Origin of the sequence: Actinomyces gerencseriae DSM 6844, from assembly GCF_000429265.1 — a bacterium.
GTDB classification, from domain to species: Bacteria; Actinomycetota; Actinomycetes; order Actinomycetales; family Actinomycetaceae; genus Actinomyces; species Actinomyces gerencseriae.
This window is the reverse complement of record NZ_KE386872.1, coordinates 232,430-255,928: the sequence shown is the minus strand read 5'-3', so window position 1 is coordinate 255,928 and position 23,499 is coordinate 232,430. Positions and strand designations below refer to the sequence as shown.

Here is a 23,499-nt window from a genome sequence, read left to right as displayed (position 1 = left end):
ACAGCGGCGAGCGAAGAACCAACTCCAGGATAACAGGGAAGTCTCGTTGCGTCACCGTCCCTGCACCCATCCCGCCTATCCCGCCGGGCCGTCCACTGCGGGTGTCGGCCCAGCGGTGCGGGGGATGTGGATCCAGGACCAGCCGGTGGTGGTGGCCAGGATGCCGCGGCCCAGGGGGACGGGTCCACCCACCGAGCGGGGCAACGACGCGTGGAGCCTGTCGCCGTCGGACATCGATCGTGGTGCCAGCAGGACGCCGGTGCGGTTCCTGCGCACCGAGGTCAGCAGATTCTGGCCGTACCCCTGCACCTCATCGAGATTGCAGGCGATGAGGACGCCGCCGGAGTGGTCGCGGCAGGTCTGCATGTAGCTGCTCACGGCCGCGGCGAGCTTGTGGTCCTTGCCGAGGATGTCGAGGTCGTCGATGATGACGAGAGTGTCGTTGTTCTTGTTGTCGTCATTGTTGAGGAGCTTGGTGAGCTGGTCGACCGTGGCGGTGGCGTCGAGCACTCCTGCCACGCCGGGGTGGTGGGCCCAAGCGGTCAGGGGTGAGCGGCGCGGGAGGATGAGGATCGCTCGGGCGCCGGTCTGAAGGGCGGTGTCGAGGGCGAAGGCCAGGGCGGTGGAGCGCCCCGAGCGGCGGGGGCCGTAGATCAGGACGCCGTTGCCGATGTCCTCCATGTCGATGGTGCGCACCGACAGGGTGTCGCCGCCGATGCCCAGGGCGAGATGACCGGGGGGCACGGCGGGGCCCAGGGCCAGGGCCTGGGGGGCGTCGATGACCATGGGCAGCTCATCGACCCGGGCGGGGCGCGCCTCGCGGGGAATCTGGCCCCATCGGGTGGCGGCGGCCCTGGCCCGCTGGTAGAAGGCGGCCCTCTGGGCGGTGCCGGCGGGGTCGGCGTCCAGCAGGGCCAGGTGGACCTCGCGGGGGCGGGTCCCGGAGCGGAAGGCGCGGCCCGGCGGCATGCTCACCGGTACGTCCCGGGCGCGCATGCCCACCAGGTCGAAGTGGTCGGGCGAGGGCATGCGCAGCACGAGGCGATCCTCCAGGGCCATGCCCATGCGGCCGCGGAAGCTGGTGCGGTCCCCGGTGAGGACCACGCGCACTCCCGCGGCGGCGCCCTCTCGCAGGAGATTCTCGACCTGGGTGATCAGTTTGCCGCTGTCCTGGGTCTCGTAGACGGTGGTGAAGGCGTCCCAGCGGTCGATCAGGACCACGAGGTAGGGCAGGCGCTCATCGGTCGGGGCGGCGGCGCGCTGCTCGGCCAGGGAGGAGTAGCCCTCCAGGGCGAGGGCCTGCTGGCGGCGGGCGGTCTCGGCCCCCAGCATGTCCAGCAGGCGGCGGATGCGGTCGGACTGGTCGCGGGTGACCACGGCCCCGGTGTGGGGCAGGGACACCAGCGGGCCCAGGGCGCCCGAGCCAGCGTCCAGGCCGTAGAGGTGGACCTCGCGCGGGGAGGCGGTGCGAGCGATCTGCACCGCCAGGGTGCGCAGGAAGGCCGACCGGCCCGAGCGCGGGGCCCCGGCGACACCCAGGTGGCCGGCGCGGGTGTAGTCCCAGGTCATCGGCCGCTGGGCCTGCTCGCCCGGAACGTCCTCCAACCCGATGAGCAGCGGCGGCAGAGAACCCGCGACCCGGTCGTCGTCCTCGTCCGGGCCGGCGGAGGCTGCGGGGGCCCCGGCCCCGTCCGCCCTCTCCGGGCCGACGGCGGCTTCGACCCTGCCGGCGGCGTCCGGGCCGGCCTCCCCGCCCCGGCCCGCGTCCACGCCGGCCCCGGCGCCGTCGGCGGTGGCGCGGCCGGCGCTGGTGGGGTCGGGGTCGAGTTGGTCGAGAGTGATCAGGTCGGGCAGGGGCTCCAGCCATGGCCGGTGGGGGCGGGGGGCGCCGGAGCGCTGGTGGGCGCCGATCATGGAGTCGACCAGGCGGGCCAGGTCGGTGGGAATCGAGACGTCCTCCTCGATCATGGATCCGGCGGGCGCGGAGCGGGACAGGGCCTCGAGTGTCAGCGGCTCGAGGCGCGGCCCGACGGTGCGCACCGCCCCGTGCGGCCGCCCACCCACCCGGGAGGCCTGGAACTGCATGAGCCTGCCGTGGCCCAGGCGCGCGTGGGCGCGCCCGGGGATCGACGGCGGGATGCGCGCCGAGGCGGAGGACTCCACCACGTCCTGGGAGTCGGACTCGTCGGTGACCCGCAGCGCGATGCGCAGGTTCGTGTTGGACTTGATCTCGGCCGACACCACGCCGGCGGGCCGCTGGGTCGCCAGGACCAGGTGCACGCCCAGGGAGCGGCCGCGCCGGGCGATGTCCACCAGGCCGGTGACGAACTGGGGCAGCTCGGCCACCAGCGCGGCGAACTCGTCGATGATGAGCATCAGGCGCGGCATGGGCTCATCGCCCGGCCCCATGGCCGCCACGTAGTCCTCGATATCCTTAGCATTGGCGCGGGCCAACTGGTGCTCGCGCCGGCGCAGCTCGGCGCCCAGGGACTCCAGGGCCCGGGAGGTCAGGTGCCCGTCCAGGTCGGTGACCATTCCGACCGTGTGGGGCAGGCGGGCGCAGTCCTTGAACGCCGCGCCCCCCTTGTAGTCCACCAGGACGAACGTCATCGCCTGCGGGGTGTTGCCCACGCACAGGGCGGCGATGAGGGTCTGGAGGAGCTCGGACTTGCCCGAGCCCGTGGTCCCCGCCACCAGGGCGTGCGGCCCGTCGGCGCGCACGTCCAGGGCGAAGGGGCCCTCGGCGTCCTCGCCGATGATCGCCCTGGTCGTCCGCGCCCCGCCCCGCCAGCGCGACAGGACCGTCTCGGCGTCGGGATCCTCCAGGCCGATCAGGTCCAGCAACCGTGAGGAGCGCGGGATCGCCCCCTCGGCCCCTTGGGCGGATGCGTCGCGCACGGGCGCCAGGGCGCGGGCCACGCGCTCGGCCCAGCCCGGCGGGGGCGCATCCAGCACGACCTGCTCGACCTCGTCGGCCCCCGTGCGGGCCACGGTGGCCAGCGGCTCGTCGGCCATGACCACGGACCGGCACTCCTCGGGCAGCGCCACCCGGTCGGCGTCGATGCACACGAACATGACGCCCGCCCTCGGGCCCCGGCGCAGCGCGCTCGCCATGCCGGGCACCAGGCGCAGCGCCCGCGCCCCGTCGAGCACCACCACCATCCGCTCGCCCGCCGCGCCGCCCTCCTGCTCGCGCTGGTCGATCAGCGCGCCCAGGGCGCCCACCAGGCGGGCGATCGACTCCTCGTCCACGGCGGCGCGCACCCGCGCCCCACCGCCGTCGGGGACCCGGGCGTGCGGCAACCAGCACACCCACTCCCACCACCGACCCGCCTCACCGGCGATGGCCGGATCGACCAGCACCATGAGGCTCAGCTCGGCCGGGGAGTGCAGGACCGCGCACTGGGACACCATCCACCGCGCCGTCCCCCGCCGCCCGGGCCCGGCCACCCCGATCACGCCCAGCGTCCCCAGGGGCACGCTCACCGGCACGTCCGGGGCGGTCCACCTCAAAGGCTCCTCGTACGAGGCCCGCTCGGGCACGCTCAGCTCGACCTCGCTGGGCACATCCGCCGTCCCCACCCTCAGATCCAACCAGTCCCCATCGGACACGCGCCGCTCCCACAGCCCCGCCCTCGGGCCGGTGGCCCGCAGCATGACCTCCGCCGGATCCGGGTGGTCCCGCCTGCGCAGCCCCCGCTCGGCCACCAGCGCCTTGAAGGCCGCGGTCTCGGCGTCGTGCTTCTGCTGCTCGTAGCGGGCCATCGCCTGACGGAACATCTTCTTGCTGTTAGCCCGACCGGCAAGACGGTTGGCGATCATCATGATCGGGGAGAACGCCAGGAACACCAGCGACGCCACCCGATGGGTGACGAAGAACATGACCCCGCCCATCACCACCGGCGCCAGCAGCATCACCGGCGAGAAGGGCGGCCTGCGCATATCCCTGGGCTCGCGCGGCAGCGTGAACACCGTCGGGCGCTCGGGCCGAGCCAGCCGCGGCGGACGATTGAAATCAACACTCGGGGCGCCGGCGGTCGGAGTCACCACCGCATCCGCATCCGGGACGGGCCCGACCATCAGCTGCACGTCCCCCACGCTCAGAACCGTCTCCTCGGGCCACCTCGCGCATCCCTCAAGACCGCGGCGATCCAGCTCCACCAGCCCGCGCCGGGCATCGGGATCCAGCTCCACATGCTCGGGCAGCACCGCCCGCGCCCCCTCCCCCCGTCTGAGGCGACGGCGCTCCCGACGGCGCTCCCTGCGCTCCAGGCGCCGACGACGACGCCTGGCCCACCACGACTCGTCCGCGCCCTCCCCGTCCCCGGAGTCCTCCTCCTGGCCCGCGCCACCGCGGCCCAGCACCAGCGGGCCGGGCAGGACCCGCCTGCGCACCGGCCGCGCGGGCGCCTCCAGGCCCTGCGCACCACCCAGCGCCTCGACGCGCACCTCGCCCCCCACGCCGACACTCACCCGCACCACGGCCCCCGAGACACCCGACACCTCGACATCGCAGCCGGCGCCCCCGATCGTGTACTCACCCAGGCCGAGGCGGTGGACCGCCCCGGCCCCGGGGCCGCCCACCAGGCGCAGTTCGACCAGACCGCGGGGCTCACCCGCACCCACCACCGGCCCGCCGAGGCCAACCACCGCCCCGTCGCGCAGGACACCCTCATCCAACCGCGCCCCCGGGTCCAGGAGCGCATCCCCGACCCACAGGTCCGGGACCCGCCCCTCCCCGACACCGGGCGGGCCGTCGGCATCGTTCAGCCCACCGCCCCCGTCAGAACCACCCGCCCCACCGGACCTGAGATCGACAACGACCCCGCCCCCGGCGCGTCCTGCGCCCGCTGCGGTCCCCGAGCCATCCGACGGGGGCGGGGGCGCCGCGCCCCGCGAGTGCGGGAGGCTCGGATGCGGGCGCTGCTGAGCCCCCGCGCCCGCACGCTCATCAAGCGCACGCGCCAGATCGGCGACCGTCGCCCCCTCCCCCACCGAGACCAGCGCATCCTCGCGCACCTCCGGGCCCGGCCCGGGGCGCACAACAGTGAGCAGCAGATCCACTGACGACTCCCCTCTCGGATTCACCCCGAACCACTCACGCCGACCAACGCCGCACGAGCCTCCTGAGGGCATGGTCCAGGGATCCACCCGGCGGGCACGGACGGCCCGCCCCGACGGCGCACCGCCCAGCCACCGCACTGTGACGCACGCAACCCAAGCACATCCGCTCCCGCAGAACAACCCCCACGCTCCCTCAGCACTCGCAGTTCGTCCACGTAACAACGCATCCACCACTCGCAACCGCCCGCCCCCACCGGCGCGGCGCCGTCACCGTCCCCCGCCCGCAGATCTTCCATAGGACTGGGCGAACTCCCCGGTCCCGCCCGTAGACTTCCACCATGACCTCCGCTCTGCCCCCGGACCCGCGGGTCGCCGGCGCCGCCTCCTCGACGCCCGCGACCTCGCCCGTCGGCATCCCCCGGATCGGTCTCACCCCCATCATCGCGAAGCGCCCGACCCCGCCGGCCGCGCAGCCGCCCCGCTCGACCACCCTCCTGGTGGACGCCGCGCCCCACCGCCTGCGCCGCATCGAGGACCTGCTCGACGTCGCCCTGACCGCCGTCGGCGCCGCCTCGATGTTCATCCTGGCGGCCTACGCCCGCGAGACGACCACCGGGGTCACCGCCGATGTGCAGAACGCCCTGGCGATCCTGCTGCGCCAGATCCTCGTCTTCCCCCTGCAGACCGTCGAGGGCCTGGCGACCTTCGCGGTGCCCGTGGCCGTCATCCTGCCCAACCTCATGCGCCGCTCGTGGCGCACCACCGGGGAGGCCCTGCTGGCCGGCGTCGGCGGCTTCCTCCTGTCGTGGACGACGCTCGTCGTGGTCACCATCTGGGCCCCGCACGTCATCGTCTCGGGCCTGACGATCACCACCTCGGGCATCGCCCGGGTCGGCATCTCCACGGTCTTCGCCATCCTCGCCGGCATGCTCACCGGCTCGGGCGAACGGCGCACCTCGCGGACGGTGCGCTACGGCTGGACCGCCGTGTGGATCATCGTCGGCCTGACCGTTCTGCGCAGCGCGCTGACCCTGCCCGGCGCAATCCTGTCCGTGCTGCTGGGCCGGATCCCGGGCCTGGCGGTCCGCTACGCGTTCGGCGTGGAGGACCGTCGCGCCCACGGCATCGCCCTCGTGCGCGCCCTGCGCCGCGCCGGGATCGACGCCGTGCGGGTGGTGCGCATGGACCGCGCGCCGGAGGCGCGCGCGTGGACCGTCGAGACCGACACCCCGCTGGGCTACACCGAGCGGGTGCGGGAGAACCCCCTGACCAGGCCGGCCGTCCTGGCCGAGTCCGACGACGACTGGATGGAGACCGCCGAGGCCGACGAGGAGGTCGCCGCCACACTCCTGCCGGAGGAGACCGCGACGATCGTGCGGGCCGACGACGTCGATCTGACGGCGGTCCTGGCCGAGGCATCCTCGGCCGCCCTGACCGAGGGCCGCCCCTCGGTGCACCGGCTCTACGCGGTGTGGGACGCCGACGGCACCCGCTACGACGTCACCGTCCTGGACACCGACCAGCAGGTGGCCGGCTTCGTCTCCACACTGTGGGATCGCATCCGCGTCAAGGGGCTGTCCCCCGAGCGGGGCCTGTCCGTGCGCTCCGCCGCCGAGCACGCGGCCCTCATGGCCCTGGAGGCCCGACGCGCCCATGTGCGCACGCCGGCGCCGTTCGGGATGGCCGAGGCCGACGAGTCCGTCCTGCTGGCGACCGATCACGTCGTCGGCGCCCGCTCCCTGGGATCCCTCGGGTCGGTCTCCAACGACATCCTGGGGCAGCTGTGGGACCAGCTGGGCCGCGCCCACGCCGCCGGCCTGGCCCACCGCGCCATCGACTCCTCCACCGTGGTCGTCGATTCCGCCAGTCGCGTCTGGCTCCTGGACTGGGACTCGGGCGAGACGATCTCCTCCGAGCTGTCGCGGCGCGTGGACCTGGCTCAGGCCCTCGCCCTGACGGCCTCCGTCGTCGGGGTCGACCGCGCCATCGCCGCGGCCTCCCGGTCGCTGACCACCCCGCAGCTCGCCTCCATCGCGCCGATGCTCCAGCGCGTCGTGCTGCCCGCGGCCACCCGCGACGCCCTGGGACGGCGCGGCCGGCTGCTCCAGGAGCTGCGCGACGCCCTGGTGGACCTGACCCCCACCGCTCACGCCGAGCCCGCCAGGCTCGCCCGGTTCTCCCCGCGCACCGTCATCATGGCCGTCGTCGGGCTCACGGCCCTGTGGACGCTGCTGGCGCGCATGAACTTCGAGCAGATCAGCGAAGCCGTGTCCACGGCCAACGGGTGGTGGGTCCTCGCCGCCCTCGTCTTCTCCCTGGCGACCTACCTGGGCGCCGGCCTCTCACTGGTCGCCTTCAGCCCGGTGCGTCTGAGCGTGTGGAGATCGACCGAGGTGCACCTGGCCAGCTCCGTGGTCGCCCTGGTCGCCCCCGCCGGCGTCGGCGGAGCCGCCATCAACCTGCGCTTCCTCAACCGCAAGGGCGTGCCCACCCCCGTCTCCGTGGCCACCGTCGCGCTCGTGCAGGTCGTGCAGTTCCTGGTGGCGGTCGTGCTGCTCATCGTCCTGGCCGCGATGACCGGGCAGTCCACCGGCCTGACCCTGCCCTCGGCCTGGCTCGTGCTGGGGGCCGTCGTGCTGATGGCCGTCATCGGCTCGGCACTGTTCGTACCGCGCGTGCGCACCTGGGTGTGGGCGAAGATCGAGCCGACCTACCGGCAGGTGTGGCCGCGCCTGGTGTGGATCATGTCCAACCCGCTGCGCCTGGCGCTGGGCGTGGGCGGCACCCTCCTGCTGAGTCTCAGCTACATCCTCTCCTTCGGCGCGAGTCTGTGGGCCTTCGGGTACACGTTGCCCTTCTCGGTCCTGGCCATCACCTACCTCGCCTCGAACACGGTGGGCTCGGTGGTCCCCTCGCCGGGGGGTATCGGTCCGGTCGAGATCGCGCTGACCGCCGGACTCGTGGCGGCCGGCATCCCGAGCGGGGTGGCCCTGCCGGTCGCGATCGTCTATCGTCTGGTTACCTTCTGGATTCCCATCCCCACGGGCTGGCTGAGTCTGCAGCGCCTCCAGCGGACCGGGGATCTGTAGAAGGACACGCCTTGTCGCTACCATATTTCCTTGCGAGCACTTGTTATGGTAACCATGTGGCAGAAGCACTCGATGAATAAAGGCACCATGAGTACGACCTTGCATGGGCCCTCAAATCCCATACCCCAGTGGCGTCCCAGTTTCCTCCATCGCATGACCGGCCGACACGTGTACGTGTCGATCGGGATCCTCGTCGGCATGGCGAACATCGTGCTGGCGACCAAGAGTCTCAACGCCTTTCGCCCCAGCACCATCGATTTCGCCTTCACGGTCGCGGCGCTCCTCATCCTCGCCGTGATACCACTGCGTCCCGTCTGGGGCGTCATCGCCTACCTCGTCTGCTGGCTCCTCCTGCTCGCCCTGCCGGACACCTACTCCTCGGACATGACGCTGACCCACGTCGCCTTTTTCTTCTTCCTGGGGCGCTTCCTCCCGCCGGGGTACGCGGGGGTGGTCTTCCTCATCACAGTCGGCGCCAACATCCCCGCCATACAGCGCGACGCGACCGGCGCCTTCGATTACTCCGGGCTACTGGCCTTCCAGATCACCATGGGGCTGATCATCATTCCCATCGGCTCCATGATGCGGGCCAGCGAGCGGTCGCGCCTGGAGGAGGCGCGCCAGGCGGAGGAGCGCCTGGAGGAGCTGCGCCTGGAGATCTCCCGGGAGATGCACGACCTCATCGCCTACTCCATGTCCCAGACCGCCCTGAGGGCCCAGCGCGCCGCCGCGGACACCTCCTACCCCGAGGCCGCCCGCAAGGACTTCGCCGCGCTGGAGGTCACGGCCGCCGACGCCCTCCACGAGCTGCGCCTCCTGCTGCGCACCCTGCGACGGGCCACCCCCGAGCTCGCCCTCGACGTCGCCCAGACCACCGGGCTCGGGCACGTCGTCACCGATCTCGGAGCCGCGGTGCGCGCCGTGAGCGACGACATCGCCGTCGCCGGATTCGACGTCACCTACCAGTGCCGCGGGAGCGCCTCCCCCACGCGCTCCCAGGCCTCCACCCTCTCCCGGGTCGTCCGCGAGATGGGCGCCAACATCGTTCGTCACGCGGAGCCGCACGCCCCGGTGACCATGACCCTGCGACTGGGCCCCGACGCCATACGCCTGGTCTCCACCAACCGGATCCGCACGACGCCCGGCGATCTGCCCCGCTCCGGCTCGGGGGTGCTCGGCATGCGCGAGCGCCTGACGGCCATCGGGGGCGAGCTGACGACGCTCGCCGACGACGGCTCCTGGATCGTGACCGCCACCGTCCCGGTGGACAATTCGCGGACCCCGCTCCCCGGGGGCGACTCATGATCCGCGTGGGCCTGGCCGACGACGACGCCCTCGTCCGCGACACCCTCACCGAGCTCCTCGCCACGACCGAGGACATCAGGGTCGCCTGGACCGCCTGCGACGGCCGGGAGGCCCTCGACCTGCTGCGCTCGCCCGAGGCGCCCGACGTCCAGGTCCTGCTCCTGGACGTCCAGATGCCGCGCATGGACGGCATCACTCTGGCGCAGAAGGTCCGGGAGGACTACCCCGAGGTCGGCGTCCTCATCCTGACCACCTTCGTCGCCGACGGCGTGCTCAACCGCGCCCTGGCGGCCGGCGTGCGCGGCTTCATCGCCAAGGAGGACCGGGTGACGAACATGGCGGACACCATCCGCAACGTGGCCGCGGGCAACACGGTCCTGTCCCCGACCTCCTCGGCCATCATCGGCGGCTGGTCCGCGCCCGCCACCCCGGCGGCCGCGCCCTCGCCCGACGTCCCGGAGGCCCTGCCGCCGGGCGTCACCCTGTCCCCGCGGGAGTCCGAGGTCCTGGTCCTCATGGTCGAGGCGCTGTCCAACAAGCAGATCGCCACCCGGCTGGGACTGAGCGAGACGACCGTCAAGACCCACGTCTCCGCGCTCATCGGCAAGCTCGGCGTCCAGGACCGGGTGGGCGCCGTCGTCTACGCCCTGCGCAACGGACTGGTCTGACCATCCTCCTATCGGAGGAGACGACCGGAGGATGTACAGCCGCGGCGAACCGTGCATGATTGTCCTTGTCAGGTTCACTTCAAGGAAATGAAAGGTGATGTAGATGAACTCATCTCCCTCGGGAGCGTACTACATTTGGCGTTCCAGCTGGTGGTGGATGGGCCACTGACTCATCGTCATCGGTTGGTTCCCCCCCCTGAGGGATCCCGCTCATTTCTCTGAAGTCCCTGACATATGCGGTCCCTGAATCACCCCTGACAGTCCCTGAATGCCCTGGGCCCTGAGTCTCCCTGAAACTCCCTGGTTTCCCTGAGGGTCTCTGGTCATCCCTGGCTGTCCCTGCCCGTGCGGGTGGAGTTGGTTCGTCCAGAACGGACTCCACCCGCACGGCTCATTCCACTCTCCCCCGGAAGCATGCCATTGAAATTCCCATGGAATTCCCCCGTCACTGAGGCCGCGCCGCTGCGCCCCGTCTCAAGCGCGGCGGGCGCTCATTCCGCCGCCGCGCACGACCACTTCGAGATCGAGAGCGTGCTCGACGTTCTCTCCCAGGTCGGTCCGCCCAATCTAGCCAAGCGACGCGTCCTCGAGTTCAGCTGCGGCGGGCCCCGGTCACCCTTCCTCATCGCGGCCGCCGGGCATCATGTTCTCGCCGCGGACATCGACTCCGAGAACCTGGCCACTATGGCCGAGCGGCTCGTCCCCTCCACGCCGGAGCGCGCCGACATCGCCACGCGCGTCGAGCTGCGGCTGACGGACATACGGAATTTCTGGTTCCCCGAGGAGTTCAAGGCCGTCCACATCCCGGCCGCCGGGCTCGCCCTGTTCGACGCCGTCCAGCGCTGCGAGATACTCAAGCGCGCCGGAGATCACATCGGCTCGGGCGGTTTCCTCATCATCTCCACGCAGGAGGTCCGACGTTCGGCCTCGTCCCTCGTCGGTGCCGGGGCTCCCGCCATCCAGCCGGTGGAGCACCTGGCGCTCGAGGGCCGCCGGAAGCCCGGTCTCCACTGGGACGTGGATCTCGAGACCCCGCAGTCCCAGTTGATCGCGTCGTCCTGGCTCGCCACCACCTGCACCCGCCTGGGCATGGCGGTGAGCTACCAACGATCCCGGCCCGACCCGTCCTACCCCGGGCACATGCACGTGACCCTCGCCGCCCGGCAGTCCTAAGCGCCCGCCTCGTCCCCGGCCCTCAGCCGAGGACGAGGCGCTCGGCCATCTCGGCGTGAGCGCTCGGCGTGCCCGCCAGCAGGGAGCCCGGCTCGCGAACGTCCAGTCGCGTCCCGTCCAGACGGGTCACCACCGCGCCCGCCTCCTGGCAGATCAGCATGCCGGCGGCGGCGTCCCATGGCCGCAACCAGGGGTGGACCAGGCACCCCGCCCGTCCCGCGGCCACCTCGACGAGCTCCAGCGCCGCCGCTCCGTAGCAGCGCATGCCCCGGGAGGAACGAATGATCCCGGGCAGGTGCCGCAGGCAGTCCAGGGCGTGGAGGTGGGCGATGACGACGCCGTCGGTCAGAGGGGTGTCCGCGATGCGCGGCAGCCGCCGATCGCCGTCGGCGTCCTCCCCGAGGAGCCGCCCCGCACGGGCGCCCCGTCCGACCACGGCCGTGCAGAGGCGGTCGTCCACCGGATCGGCCACGATCCCGAGCACCGGCACCCCGTCCTCGACGAGAGCCAGCGAGATCGCCCAGTGGCGGTGGACCGCCACATAGTTCAGCGTGCCGTCGATCGGGTCGAGCACCCAGACGCGACCGCGCCAGGAGTCGACCGTGTGCCCCTCCTCCCCCAGCAGCGGGTGGCCCGTGGGGGCCAGGCGCTCGGCGATGAGAGCCTCGATGCCGCGATCGACCTGGGTGACGACGTCGTTGCGGTTGCGCTTGGTGTCGATGCGCAGTTCCTCCCCCGGGTCGAGCCCGAGCCGCGCCCCCGCGCGGACCGCGTCGAGAGCGAGCGCGAGCAACCGGTCCAGCTCGACGGCGTCGTCCTCGTGGGCGAGTGGTGCGGTCTGCGAGCTCGTCAATGGTCTCTCCCTTCAGCGGGTCGGAGCCCGGGACCACCTTGCGCGATGCCGCTGCGGCCCCCGGTCGAGGACGCAGCATACCGCTCGCCAGCACGGGCGTCCGTGCGGCCCGGCGGGCGACCGGCTCGGTGATCCCACCGGCCGATGCCCCAACCCGCTGGGATCCGCTGCAAGAGGCCCGCCTGTCACCGCTTGCTAAAGTTGGTCGCAGAGGCATGCCACGAGGCGAGGGGTCGGATCGATGAGCACGCTGGGCGACGTGGTCGCCTCCCTGACGGCGCACGGACGAGCCGTGGCGACCTACGCCCCCGACGACCTGGCCGGACGACGCATGTACATGGCCGTCGGAGCGATCTTCGGAGTCGGGAGTATTATCGTCAATGTCCTAGCCACACCCGTTGGCGTGCTCCAGCTCCCCGATGTCGCCTTCATGCTGGTCGCTCTCATCCTGGTGACTGCTATCCCGCTGCGGCCGGCAGCGGGACTCATCGCCTACCAGCTGTGCTGGATCGTCCTGCTCGTCGCCCCGGAGGCCTCCGCGTCGGACATGGTCATCCCCAACGGCGCCTTCTCCCTCTTCCTGGGCCGTTTCCTCCCGGCGTGGCCGGCGGTGTCCCTTTTCCTGATGAACGTCCTGGTCGACGTCGCGTCCGCCCTGATACCGCCGCCAGCAGAGATCACCGCGACCAACATCGCCGGTCTTCTCTTCAACCTGCTCCTGTGCGTCCTGCTGCTGTCGGTCGGAATGACCCTGCGCTCCGCCGAGGTCGCCCGGCGGCGGGAGGTCGGCCGAGCCGGCGAGCAGCTGGAGGAGATGCGCCTGGAGATCGCGCGGGAGATGCACGACCTGGTCGCCTACTCCATGTCGCAGACCGCCCTGCGCGCCCGGAGGGCCGCCACCGACGCCTCCTACTCGCCGGAGGCGCGGGAGGAGTTCGCGGCCGTGGTCTCGACGGCCTCCGACGCGCTCCACGAGCTGCGCCTGCTGCTGCGCGCCCTGCGCCAGACGACTCCCGCGCAGGGCTCGGCGGTGGCGACGGCCACCGGCCTGGGTCATGCCGTCGTGGACCTCGACGCCGCCGTCCGGGCCGTGAGCGACGACGTCTCCGCCGCGGGCTTCGACGTCGTCTTCCGCTGCGTCGGCGAGGAGGTCCCCAGTCGCCTCCAGGCGAGCGCCATGTCCCGGGCGGCCCGTGAGATGGGGGCCAACATCATCCGTCACGCCGACCGCGAGTCCCCCGTCACGCTGACCCTCGCTCTTGGCCCCGATGTCCTCCGGCTCGTGTCCACCAACGGCATCGCCGGTGCCGGTGGCTCCTCCGGGCTCCCCCGCTCGGGCACCGGTATCCTGGGCATGCGCGAGCGCCTCGCCGCGATCGACGGGACCCTGACGACCCTGGCCGAGGACGGCTCCTGGATGGTCGCCGCCACCGTCCCCCTCGCCTCATCACACCCCGCCCCGCTGAAGAGGACCGCATGACCACGATGATCGATGTCGGGCTCGCCGACGACGATCCCCTCGTTCGCCGCACCCTCACCGATATCCTCAATACGACCGAGGACATACGCGTCGCCTGGGCCGCCCGGGACGGGCAGGAGGTCCTCGATCGTCTGGGCTCGGGGGGCACCACCGTCGAGGTGCTCCTCCTCGACATCCAGATGCCGCGCATCGACGGCATCGCGCTGGCGGAGATCCTCCACCGGGAGCGCCCCGAGCTCGGCGTCCTCATCCTGACCACCTTCGTCGCCGACGCCGTCCTGGAACGCGCTCTGGCCGCCGGGGTGAGGGGCTTCCTCGCCAAGGAGGACCCGATCACCACCCTGGCCGACACGATCCGCCACGTGGCCAGCGGCAATATGGTCCTGTCCCCCAGCTCATCGGCGCTCATCGGGCACCGGGCGGCCCCGTCCGCGCCCGCTGCGCCGAGCACCGCCCCGGCGCCGAGGGCACTGCCGGCGGGCGTCGCCCTCTCCCACCGCGAGCTGGAGGTGCTCGCCCTCATGGTCGAGGCGCTGTCCAACAAGCAGATCGCCCACCGCCTGGGCGTCAGCGAGGCCACGGTCAAGACGCACGTGTCGGCCCTCATCGCCAAGCTCGGCGTCCAGGACCGGGTCGGCGCCGTCGTCCACGCCCTGCGCAACAGGCTTGTCTGATCGGCTCATCCCATCGACTGAGCCGATCATCCGATCCCCCGTCGCGCGGCGGGGAGAAGCATGGGGATCGCCACGCAGCACGACCCCTGAAAGGCTCCGACATGCTTCACCCCGCCCGCGATTCCTCATGGTCCCTCCAACGCTGAGCGCCGACGTCTCGCAAGGCCCCGCCATGACCGCATTCAGCACGACCGCTCTGCCGCTGCACCGCGGCGCCGGGGCCCGCCGTCACCACCGGCTCTCACTGCGGGATCGCACGGAGGTGACGGCGGTCCTGGAGAGCCTGACGACCGTCACCGAGCCCGGCATCTCCGACCTGCGCGTCCTGGAGCTCGCCTGCGGCTCGGGCCGCCTCACCCTGCCCCTGGCCACGGCCGGCCACCGAGTGCTCACCACCGACATCGACCCGCAGGCCCTCGTGCACCTCGCGGCCGAGCTCGCGCAGCACACCCGAGCAGTGGAGCGGATCGAGCTCCGCACGGCGGACATGACCGCCTTCTCCTTCGAGGAGTCGTTCAAGGCGGTCTGCCTGTCCACGAGCTCGGTCACACAGGTGGCGCCCGAGGAGCGGCGCCGCGTCCTGGAGCGCGCGGCCGATCACCTGGCGCCCGGCGGGGCCCTCATCGTCTGCACCGAGTACCTCCTCGACGAGGCCCCCGCGATGGCGTCGTACTCCCCGGATCCCCGCATCCGCCTTGACGACGAGGCCGACCAGGACCGTCGTCGAGTCACCCTGACCTGGGGCGAGGAGCGATACGCCTCCGAGCTCTTCGTGGTCCCGCCCGCCTGGATCTCGCGGACCTGCAAGAAGCTGGGGCTGATCGTCACCTACCAGCACTCCCGGCCCGATCCGGTGCTGCCGGGCCGGGCCAACGCCGTCGTCGCCGCCGTCAAGGCCCGGTGACCGCGGGCCGGCGCCTCGGATGCTCGTCCGCGCGGGCCGGCGCCCCGGGCGGCCCCTCAGGCGCTCGTCCGCTCGGCTCGGCGCGACCTCACCGAGCGCACCCACCAGGCGAGGCCGAGGGCCACCAGCCACAGGGGCGAGACCTCCACGGCCAGCCGCGTCTCCCCCTCCTCCACCGTCAGCGTCCAGGTCACGAAGGCGAAGAAGGCCAGGGAGCCCCAGGCGGCGACCCACCCGCCGGGCAGTCGGAAGGCGCTCGCCTCGTGCAGCTCGGGCCGCAGGACGCGGAAGCGCATGTACGACACGACGATGATGCACCACACCGCGATGAACAGCACGCTGGCCACCGTCGTCACCGCGATGAAGGCTGTCATGATCGAGGTGGACACGTACATCAGCGGGATCGAGGTCAGCAGCGCCGCGCAGGTGACCAGCAGCGCCGGGCCTGGCACGCTGCGCGCCGTCAGGGTGCGGAAGACCCGCGGAGCGTGCTCGGACCACGACAGCCCGAACAGCATCCTCGACGTCGAGTAGATCCCGGAGTTCGCGCTCGACGCCGCCGCCGTGAGCACCACGAAGTTGACCAGGCCCGCGGCGATGCCGAGCCCGGCCAGCGAGAACATGGACACGAACGGGCTCGACTCCGGCGACACCTCCCGCCACGGCGTGACCGACATGATGGCCGCGAGCGCCCCCAGGTAGAAGATGACGATGCGCACTGGGATCGCGTTGATCGCCTTGGGGAGGGTGACCTCCGGGTCCTTGGCCTCGGCGGCGGTGGTGCCGATGAGCTCGGTGCCCACGAAGGAGAACACGGCGATCTGGAAGGCCGCGGCGAACCCGTGGAACTTCTCGGGGAACAGGCCGCCGTCGCGCCACAGGTTCGCGATGTCCGCCTGCGCGCCGCTCGGCGGGGTGAACCTGATGACCACCAGCACGATCCCCACGACGACCAGGGCGATGATGGCCACGATCTTGATGATGGAGAACCAGAACTCGATCTCGCCGAACGCCCGCACGGTGGTGAGGTTCAGCCCCAGCAGCAGCGTTACCGTGAGCACCGGCGCCACCCACAGCGGCAGGTCGGGCCACCAGAAGCTGATGTAGCCCGTGATGGCGATGACCTCGGCGACGGCCGTCACCAGCCAGCAGACGTAGTAGGTCCAGCCGGTGAAGAATCCGGCCCAGGGCCCGATGAGGTCGTGGGCGACGTCCGCGAAGGACTTGTACTCCAGGTTGGACAGGAGGACCTCACCCAGGGCCCGCATGACGAGGAAGAGGACGCCGCCGATGATCGCGTAGACGAGGAGCACCCCGGGGCCGGTCGCCGAGATGGCCTTGCCGGAGCCCATGAAGAGTCCGGTGCCGATGGCCCCTCCGATGGCGATGAGCTGGATGTGCCTGTTGGTGAGACGTCGTTGCAGCTGTTGGTCCTGAGCGACCTGCTCGGCCATGGGAACTCCTCGAGGTGTGCGGACGCGGGCAGCCTACTCGCGCGTGGCCGCGCCCGCGCCGTGCGGCCTCGGATAGGCTCGGAATGATGATCACATCTCGTCCCCCCGGGCAGACCGCTCGTGACGCCGCCCTGGACCGTCTGCCCGCCGCCTTCGCCGTCCTGGTGGGGGCGTGGGCCCTCATCGCCTACTCCGTGGGCCAGTGGCGCTCGATGACGGTACCGAGCTGGGACCTGGCGATCTTCGCCGAGCTCGCCAAGGCCTATGCGCACGGGCAGGCCCCGATCGTGCCGATCAAGGGCGACGACTACAACCTCCTGGGCGACCACTTCCACCCGATCCTCGTCCTGCTCGGCCCGCTCTGGCGCCTGTTCCCCACTCCGCTGGCGCTCCTGGTGGTCCAGGACCTGCTCCTGGCGGTGTCGGCCTGGCCGCTGACGCGCCTGGCCACGCGCCTGCTGAACCGGCCCGTCGCGGGCGCGCTGGGGCTGTTCTACGTCCTGTCCTGGGGCTTCCAGGGCGCTGCGCAGGCGCAGTTCCACGAGATCGTCTTCGCGGTGCCGATGCTGGCGTGGGCCTCGGCCGCCTTCGTGGAACGTGACTGGGAGGCGTGCGCCCTGTGGCTCGTGCCGCTGGTGCTGGTCAAGGAGGATCTGGGGCTCACGCTCATCATGGCGGGCGGTGCCATGGCCCTGCGCGGCTGGCGGGAGGCTCGTGCGGGCCGGGCGCCGGCGCTCGACGGCGGCGGGAGCGGCGGGAGCGACCGCGGAGGCGGCCCGGCGTGGCTCCGCTCCGCGCGGTCGCGTCCGCCGGCATCCTCCGAGCAGCCGCGTCCCGGGCGCCGGGGCGAGTGGCCGCCGGCGGTGCGGATCGGCGCGCACCTCGCCCTCTTCGGCGCACTGGCCTTCGTCCTGACGGTGTTCATCATCGTGCCCCTGCTCAGTCCGACGGGATCCTGGCAGTACGGGCTGGACGGCAACACCGGGGACGGCGTGGCGGCCGCCGGCAGCGGCGGCACCCTGCTCGACCGCCTGCTCTCCCCGGAGGTCAAGATCACGACGCTGTTCATGCTGGCGTGCACCGCCGGCGGGATCGGCCTGACCTCGCCGTGGATGGCGCTCGTGCTGCCGACCCTGGGATGGCGCTTCCTGGCGGACAAGGAGGCGTACTGGGAGTGGAAGTTCTGGCACTACAACGCCGCGCTCATCCCCATCGCGCTGGGGGCGCTGCTCGACGTCGTCGCCCGACTGCGGGAGCGCAGAGCCCGGCGCTCCGCAGCCGCGCCCGCTGAGCCGCCCGAGCCCGTCGCCTCCGCTGAGCCGCCCGAGCCCGTCGCCTCCGCTGAGTCCGCTGAGCCCATAGCCTCCGCCGCGCCCGCTGGGCCGCCCGAGCCCGCCCCTTCCGCCGCGCCCTCCGCCCCCGCTGAGCCCGCCAGGCCCTCCAGCGGCTGGCTGGTCGCGCCCGTGTGGGCCCGCTGGACGGTCGCCGTCGGCGTGACGATCCCGCTGATCATCGGGATCGCAACCGCCTCCGACCTGCCCCTGTGGGCCATGACCCAGAAGGGCTACGGCTCGGCGTCCCCCCGGTCGGACGCCGCGCAGCAGGTGCTCGACGTCATCCCCGAGGGGGCGACCGTCGAGACGGATCTGACGCTCCTGGCCTACCTCGTGCCCAAGGCGACCGTGTCCTGGGTGGGCACCTCCGGCGAGTCCGGCCGGGCCAAGGACTACGTCATCGTGGACTCCCGCTCCACGGCCTGGGGCGGCAGGCCGCCGAAGGACGCCGCGCAGTGGGCCACGCAGTCCCGGCACGTCGCCTACGACCTCGTGCTCGACGTCGACGGCTTCCAGGTGGCGAAGCGCGTTGAGTGAGTCGTCGGGCCGGCACGACCGGGCGGGCCGGGTCAGTGGGACCAGTCGAGCCGGTCGGACCGGCCGGGCCCTGCTCGCCGTCGGACTGGGCGGGGCTGCCGGCACGCTGGCGCGCGCCGGTCTGGAGGAGCTGCGGCCGCACGACGCCGTGCACCTGCCAACGGCGACCCTGACCGTCAACCTGGTCGGCGCCCTCCTGCTGGGCGCGCTGACCGGTTTCCTGGCCGCCATGGGCCCCGACCGGGGAGGTCTCGGACTCGTGCGACTGGCCGCCGGCACCGGCCTCATGGGCGGTCTGACCACGCACTCGACCTACATCCTGGAGGTCGCCCGCATGCTCCAGCACGATCGCGCGGTCCCGGCGCTGGCCTACCTGCTCGGCTCGCTCGCGGCCGGCCTCGCCGCCGCGGCCGTCGGCCTGGTCCTGGGCGACCGGATCGGACGACGCCGATCGCACCGGCGGCCGCACCGGCAGGAGAACCCGTCATGACCCCGGCGGCCTGGGCGGGGCTCGCCATCGCCGGCGGCCTGGGGGCGGCCGCCCGCTTCACCGTGGACACGCGCGTGAACGCGGTCGTCGCCCGACGCCGGCGCGCGCGCACCGGCCCGCGACGACCCCGATGGAGCGACGCGATCCCGCTGGGCACGATCGCCGTCAACCTCACGGCCTGCCTCCTGCTGGGCCTGCTGGCCGGGCTGGCCGCAGCCCCCTCCTGGCCGTCATGGATCGACGCGGTGGTCGGCACGGGCTTCCTGGGCGGCTACTCGACCTTCTCGACGGCGAGTCTGGAGGGCGCCCGCCTGCTCCTGGACGGCCGCGGCGGAGCGGCGCTGGCGCACGCCATGGCCATGACGGCGGGCGCCCTGGCCATGGCGTTGATCGGCGCGGGTCTCGGATCCGCGTTGGCGCGAATCGGCTGACCGCGAAGAAGCCGACCGCCCTGAGCGTGATCCTCGGCTCCGCGTCGGTGTGAATCCGCTCGCGTGCGAAGGGGCGTTGTCCCCATACCGCGGGACACGCATCGTGGAAGAATCCCTCCCGAATCCTTCCCCAACCTTGCGAGCAGAGAGCCGCACATGACCCCTTTCATCTGGTGCGCCGTCATCGGCTGCGGGATCCTGGCGCTGTCCCTGGTCCTCGACGGCCTGACGGATGGGCTCGACGATCTCCTCTTCGACGGCTCCCTGCCGGTCCTCGCCGCAGCGCTGGGCGTCTTCGGGGCCGTCGGCGCCGGCGTGCAGGCCATGGCCGGCCAGCGCGTGGCGACGGCGGTGCTCATCGGGGCGCCCCTGGCGGCGGCGCTTGCCGCGGGCACGGGCACCCGCGTCCTGTGGGTGCGGTTGAAGCGCTCCATGCCCCGCAACGCCGTCCCGCTGACGCCGGGGGAGCTGGTCGGCACGGAGGTCCGGGTCCTGTGGTGGAAGGACGGCCGCGGCGAGGTCATGGCGAGCTCGCGCGGTCACCAGCTCACCCTGGAGGCCCACTCCGAGGATCCTCTGCACGCCGGCTCCACCGCCGTCGTCCTGGAGACGGCCGACGACGCCCTCGTCGTGACCTCCCTGAGTCTCGATCCCTGACGCGCCTCAGCCGCTCACCCCCATATCACCCGCACAACCACGTACACAAGGAGATCGATGCTCTACGCAATCATCGCGCTCGTCGTCCTGGCGGTCCTACTGGGGCTCTACATGCTCTCGCGAGTCGTCGTCGTGCCCTCCAACCTGACCGGCCTGGTGGCCGGGTCCACCCGCAACGGCGAGATCAAGATCATCCGGCCCGGCGGGCGGGACTTCGTCCTGCCGATCATCCAGTCGATCCAGTACCTGCCCTTCACCCAGAACACGATCGGGTTCCGCGTCACGGCCGAGGACGAGAACAAGATCAACGTCAACGTCTCCGCCGTGGCCGCGGTCAAGGTCGGCGACTCCGACGAGCAGGTGCGCGCCGCCGCCAAGCGCTTCCTCGGCAAGCCGAACACCGACCAGGCGATCGCCGACTCGGCCCGCAACGCGCTCATCGGCTCACTGCGCTCGATCGTCGGCCACATGACCATCACCGACCTCATCTCGGACCGCGACGCGCTCCAGCAGAACGTCTTCGACGACGCCAAGTCCGTCATGGCCAACATGGGCCTGGAGATCGACGTCCTCCAGATCTCCGAGATCACCGACGAGGGCGGCTACATCGACTCCCTGGGCGTGCCCGAGCAGCAGCGCGTCGAGAAGGACGCCCGCATCGCCCGCGCCAACGCCGAGAGGGAGGCCAAGGACGCCGAGGTGACCTCGCGTCAGCAGATCGCCGAGCGCGAGCGCGACCTGTACCTGCGTCAGGCCCAGCTCAAGGCCGAGACGGACAAGGCCCAGGCGGAGGCGGCCTCGGCCGGCCCTCTGGCCCAGGCCGCCAAGGAGCGCGAGATCGCCGTCATCGAGCAGGAGGCCGCCCAGGCCAAGGCCGCGCTGACCGAGCGCGAGCTCGACTCGACGGTGCGCAAGCCCGCCGACGCCTCCCGCTACCAGCGCGAGCAGGAGGCCGAGGCCACCAAGGTCGAGTCCATCCGCAGGGCGGAGGCGGAGGCCGAGCGTACGAGGCTGGACGCCAAGGCCGATGCCGAGGCGACCGTGGCCCGCGCCGAGGCGAACGCCCGTGCGACCGCGGCCCGCGCCAAGGCGGAGGCCGAGGCGATCGCGGCCCGTGGTCGTGCGGAGGCGGAGGCCGTCCAGGCGGCCGGTGAGGCCGAGGCGAAGGCCATGAGCGACAAGGCGGACGCGCTGGCCAAGTACGGGGAGGCCGCCACCCAGCAGATGGTGCTGGACAAGGCCCCCGACATCGCCCGCGCACTGGCCGAGCCGATGGGCAGCGTCAAGGACATGTCGATCATCTCCACCGATGGCGCCTCCGCACTGCCCAAGGCGGTGGCCGGCAACGTGGAGCAGCTCAACGCCGTCATGCGGTCACTGACCGGCTCGGGCCTGACCGACATGGTCAGTCGCTACCTGGATGCCAAGGACGACGAGGGCGGCAGGCGCTCGTCCACGGCGTAGTCGCCGCGCCGGCGCCCCGGCCGACCCGGGGCGGGAACGGCGCACGGGCCCCGGCCCGAGGCGATGCCCGCCGCCGTCGCCCGGTCCGCTCGGCCGTGCTGATGCGGGCCGGGCCACGCGCGCCAGCACGGGCGGGGCCGGCGCGGGCGAGGTCGGGGGGCTCAAGGCGGTGTTCCGATTGTGACCTCCGCGGGAGTGCCCCGTACGGGCGTGGATACGCCTGCGCCGACGCGGATCGGCGACCGGGCGGGCCGGGGCGGGCGGCGCACGACGTCGCACGCCGTCTGACAGACTGCCGTCCATGTCGATCGCACCGCCCACCGACCCCGCCACGCCGCCCACTGACCCCGGTGCGCCCCCGCACCGCAGCCAGCGCCTGATCATCGTCCTGCTGATCGTCATCGCCTTCCTTCTGGCTGCGATCGCGGGTCTTCTACTGATCCGCGAGTTGAGGAAGCCGCAGCAGGTCACCACCGCATCGCCCACGGCTACGCAGCCATCGACGGCGCAGGAGACCTCCGCCCCCTCACTGACCGATGCCAGAACCCTGGAGGTCGCCCACGGCGAGGTCACGCGCAACCCCGACGACGCCCGCGCCAAGGGGAATGCGGATGCGCCGGTGGTCATGGTCGTCTACTCCGACTTCGCCTGCCCGTTCTGCACGCGCTTCGCCCAGGAGGTCGAGCCCGAGCTGGCCGACCTGATCCAGGACGGCACGCTGCGCATCGAGTGGCGCGACCTCGCGCAGATCACCGAAACCTCTCCGCTGGCCGCCCAGGCCGGGATCGCCGCCGGCAACCAGGGCAAGTTCTGGGAGTTCCACGACGCCGTCTACGCGGCCGCGAACCCTCAGGACCACCCCGAGTACACCGAGGACTCCCTCGTGGAGTTCGCCAGGCAGGCGGGCGTGCCCGACGTCGAGCGCTTCCGCACCGACATGAACGACGCCGCCACCGTCACCGCGGTCAATGAGGCGACGCAGCACGCCCACGATATCGGCATCCAGGGCACGCCCTTCCTCATCGTCAACGACGCGGCCATCAACGGGTTCCGTCCGGTGGACTACGTGCGCAACACGATCGCGGAGCAGGCGGCCAACGTCTCCTGAGGCTCACCGCACCACCGGGCGCACCTTCCGCACCACCAGACACGCCTTCCGCACCACCAGGCGCACCTTCCGCACCACCAGGCGCACCTTCCGCACCACCAGACACGCCCGGCATGCGTGCACCGCCTAACACGCACTCTCACCGCACCACCGGGCACGCCCGCACCACCATGATCATCAGCACCTATTCAACGGAACACCGCACCAGGGGCTTGACCCGTGTCGCCGCGAGAGCCACCCGCGCGGTCGTACCTGAATGCGTGCGGTCGTACCCGAGCCCGCGCGGTCGTACCCGGATGCACGCGGTCGTACCTTAGGGAGGCTCTAAGGTACGACTCGGCGAGAAAAGGTACGACCGCGCGAAGTTGCGTACGACCACGCGGCGCCACGTACGACCCGGCGCACGAGGATACGACCACGCGACACCTGGACACGCCGAACCACCGGCGCACGGCCATCCCGACGATATCCCGGAACACGAAGACCTCTTGCGGACTCAGAGACTCAGAAGTCTCGGACATGCGCGAGCGGGGCGCCGCCCCCCCCCGCCCCACCGATGCGCACGACGGACATCGATGAAGTTGCAAGGCTGAAAAGCGGCATCAGAGTCAGGCATCAAAGGACCCGCCACCCGCCCTCGTCCACCTGCCGATCACTCTGGCGAGCCGTGCGGGTGTCGCCGTCCAGCCGTTGGCCGTGAGCCTCCGAGCCGTCCGGCGGGGCCGAGGCGTCCCAGATCGCACGCGCAGCCTCATCAGCCGCCCGCCCACCGGCACGGGCCCGGTTCCCGACCCGCTCCGCCCGCCGACGCCGC

General features: G+C 72.0%; 17 protein-coding genes. 13 read left to right on the top strand and 4 right to left on the bottom strand.

Annotated features, from left to right (window positions below; genetic code table 11):
- Window positions 1–75: 75 nt before the first annotated feature.
- Window positions 76–5,064, bottom strand: a complete 4,989-nt coding sequence (locus G448_RS16615; RefSeq protein ID WP_051269054.1) for an FtsK/SpoIIIE domain-containing protein — start codon at window positions 5,062–5,064, stop codon at window positions 76–78.
- A 338-nt stretch (window positions 5,065–5,402) separates the two neighbouring features.
- Between G448_RS16615 and G448_RS0112750 the strand changes: the two genes are divergently transcribed.
- The 4 genes from G448_RS0112750 (at window position 5,403) to G448_RS0112735 (ending at window position 11,299) form a co-directional block, all read left to right on the top strand.
- Complete coding sequence (locus G448_RS0112750; RefSeq protein WP_026408296.1) at window positions 5,403–8,153, top strand: lysylphosphatidylglycerol synthase transmembrane domain-containing protein; 2,751 nt, start codon at window positions 5,403–5,405, stop codon at window positions 8,151–8,153.
- 153 nt (window positions 8,154–8,306) lie between these two features.
- Window positions 8,307–9,458 carry a sensor histidine kinase gene (locus G448_RS0112745; protein ID WP_026408295.1) on the top strand — a complete coding sequence of 384 codons (1,152 nt, stop codon included), beginning with the start codon at window positions 8,307–8,309 and terminating at the stop codon, window positions 9,456–9,458.
- Entirely contained in the window at window positions 9,455–10,126 is a 672-nt protein-coding gene (locus G448_RS0112740) for a response regulator transcription factor (RefSeq protein ID WP_026408294.1), read from the top strand. The genes G448_RS0112745 and G448_RS0112740 overlap by 4 nt, the downstream gene beginning before the upstream one ends.
- Window positions 10,127–10,540: 414 nt before the next feature.
- A complete protein-coding gene (locus G448_RS0112735; RefSeq protein WP_026408293.1) occupies window positions 10,541–11,299 on the top strand; it encodes a class I SAM-dependent methyltransferase in 759 nt (252 codons plus the stop codon).
- 22 nt (window positions 11,300–11,321) lie between these two features.
- Here G448_RS0112735 and G448_RS0112730 read toward each other — a convergent pair whose 3' ends face one another.
- Window positions 11,322–12,152 carry an inositol monophosphatase family protein gene (locus tag G448_RS0112730; protein ID WP_026408292.1) on the bottom strand — a complete coding sequence of 277 codons (831 nt, stop codon included), beginning with the start codon at window positions 12,150–12,152 and terminating at the stop codon, window positions 11,322–11,324.
- A gap of 241 nt (window positions 12,153–12,393) precedes the next feature.
- Here G448_RS0112730 and G448_RS0112725 point away from each other — a divergent pair, with 241 nt between their 5' ends.
- The 3 genes from G448_RS0112725 to G448_RS0112715 all read left to right on the top strand — a co-directional run bounded on the left by G448_RS0112725 (window position 12,394) and on the right by G448_RS0112715 (window position 15,210).
- Entirely contained in the window at window positions 12,394–13,632 is a 1,239-nt protein-coding gene (locus tag G448_RS0112725) for a sensor histidine kinase (protein WP_245572334.1), read from the top strand.
- Window positions 13,633–13,637: 5 nt separating this feature from the next.
- Window positions 13,638–14,306 carry a response regulator transcription factor gene (locus tag G448_RS0112720; protein ID WP_026408290.1) on the top strand — a complete coding sequence of 223 codons (669 nt, stop codon included), beginning with the start codon at window positions 13,638–13,640 and terminating at the stop codon, window positions 14,304–14,306.
- Between the two features lie 172 nt (window positions 14,307–14,478).
- Entirely contained in the window at window positions 14,479–15,210 is a 732-nt protein-coding gene (locus tag G448_RS0112715; RefSeq protein WP_034495267.1) for a class I SAM-dependent methyltransferase, read from the top strand.
- A gap of 56 nt (window positions 15,211–15,266) precedes the next feature.
- Here G448_RS0112715 and G448_RS0112710 read toward each other — a convergent pair whose 3' ends face one another.
- Window positions 15,267–16,664 (bottom strand): amino acid permease, encoded by a 1,398-nt coding sequence (locus tag G448_RS0112710; RefSeq protein ID WP_026408288.1) that lies wholly within the window; start codon window positions 16,662–16,664, stop codon window positions 15,267–15,269.
- Window positions 16,665–16,750: 86 nt separating this feature from the next.
- Between G448_RS0112710 and G448_RS0112705 the strand changes: the two genes are divergently transcribed.
- The 6 genes from G448_RS0112705 to G448_RS0112680 all read left to right on the top strand — a co-directional run bounded on the left by G448_RS0112705 (window position 16,751) and on the right by G448_RS0112680 (window position 22,685).
- Window positions 16,751–18,535, top strand: coding sequence for a DUF2079 domain-containing protein (locus tag G448_RS0112705; protein ID WP_026408287.1), 1,785 nt, complete (start codon window positions 16,751–16,753; stop codon window positions 18,533–18,535).
- The gene (locus G448_RS0112700) at window positions 18,528–19,025 is read left to right on the top strand and encodes a FluC/FEX family fluoride channel (protein WP_245572333.1); all 498 of its coding nucleotides are present in this window, start codon (window positions 18,528–18,530) and stop codon (window positions 19,023–19,025) included. Before G448_RS0112705 ends, G448_RS0112700 begins: the two co-directional genes overlap by 8 nt.
- Entirely contained in the window at window positions 19,022–19,456 is a 435-nt protein-coding gene (locus tag G448_RS0112695; protein ID WP_026408285.1) for a fluoride efflux transporter FluC, read from the top strand. Before G448_RS0112700 ends, G448_RS0112695 begins: the two co-directional genes overlap by 4 nt.
- Window positions 19,457–19,612: 156 nt before the next feature.
- The gene (locus tag G448_RS0112690; RefSeq protein ID WP_026408284.1) at window positions 19,613–20,113 is read left to right on the top strand and encodes a nodulation protein NfeD; all 501 of its coding nucleotides are present in this window, start codon (window positions 19,613–19,615) and stop codon (window positions 20,111–20,113) included.
- A gap of 57 nt (window positions 20,114–20,170) precedes the next feature.
- Complete coding sequence (locus G448_RS0112685) at window positions 20,171–21,577, top strand: flotillin family protein (protein WP_026408283.1); 1,407 nt, start codon at window positions 20,171–20,173, stop codon at window positions 21,575–21,577.
- 301 nt (window positions 21,578–21,878) lie between these two features.
- Entirely contained in the window at window positions 21,879–22,685 is an 807-nt protein-coding gene (locus G448_RS0112680; protein ID WP_026408282.1) for a DsbA family protein, read from the top strand.
- Between the two features lie 615 nt (window positions 22,686–23,300).
- Here G448_RS0112680 and G448_RS18595 read toward each other — a convergent pair.
- Window positions 23,301–23,499: hypothetical protein (locus G448_RS18595; RefSeq protein WP_211228018.1), on the bottom strand; the 199-nt coding region annotated here is incomplete at its 5' end.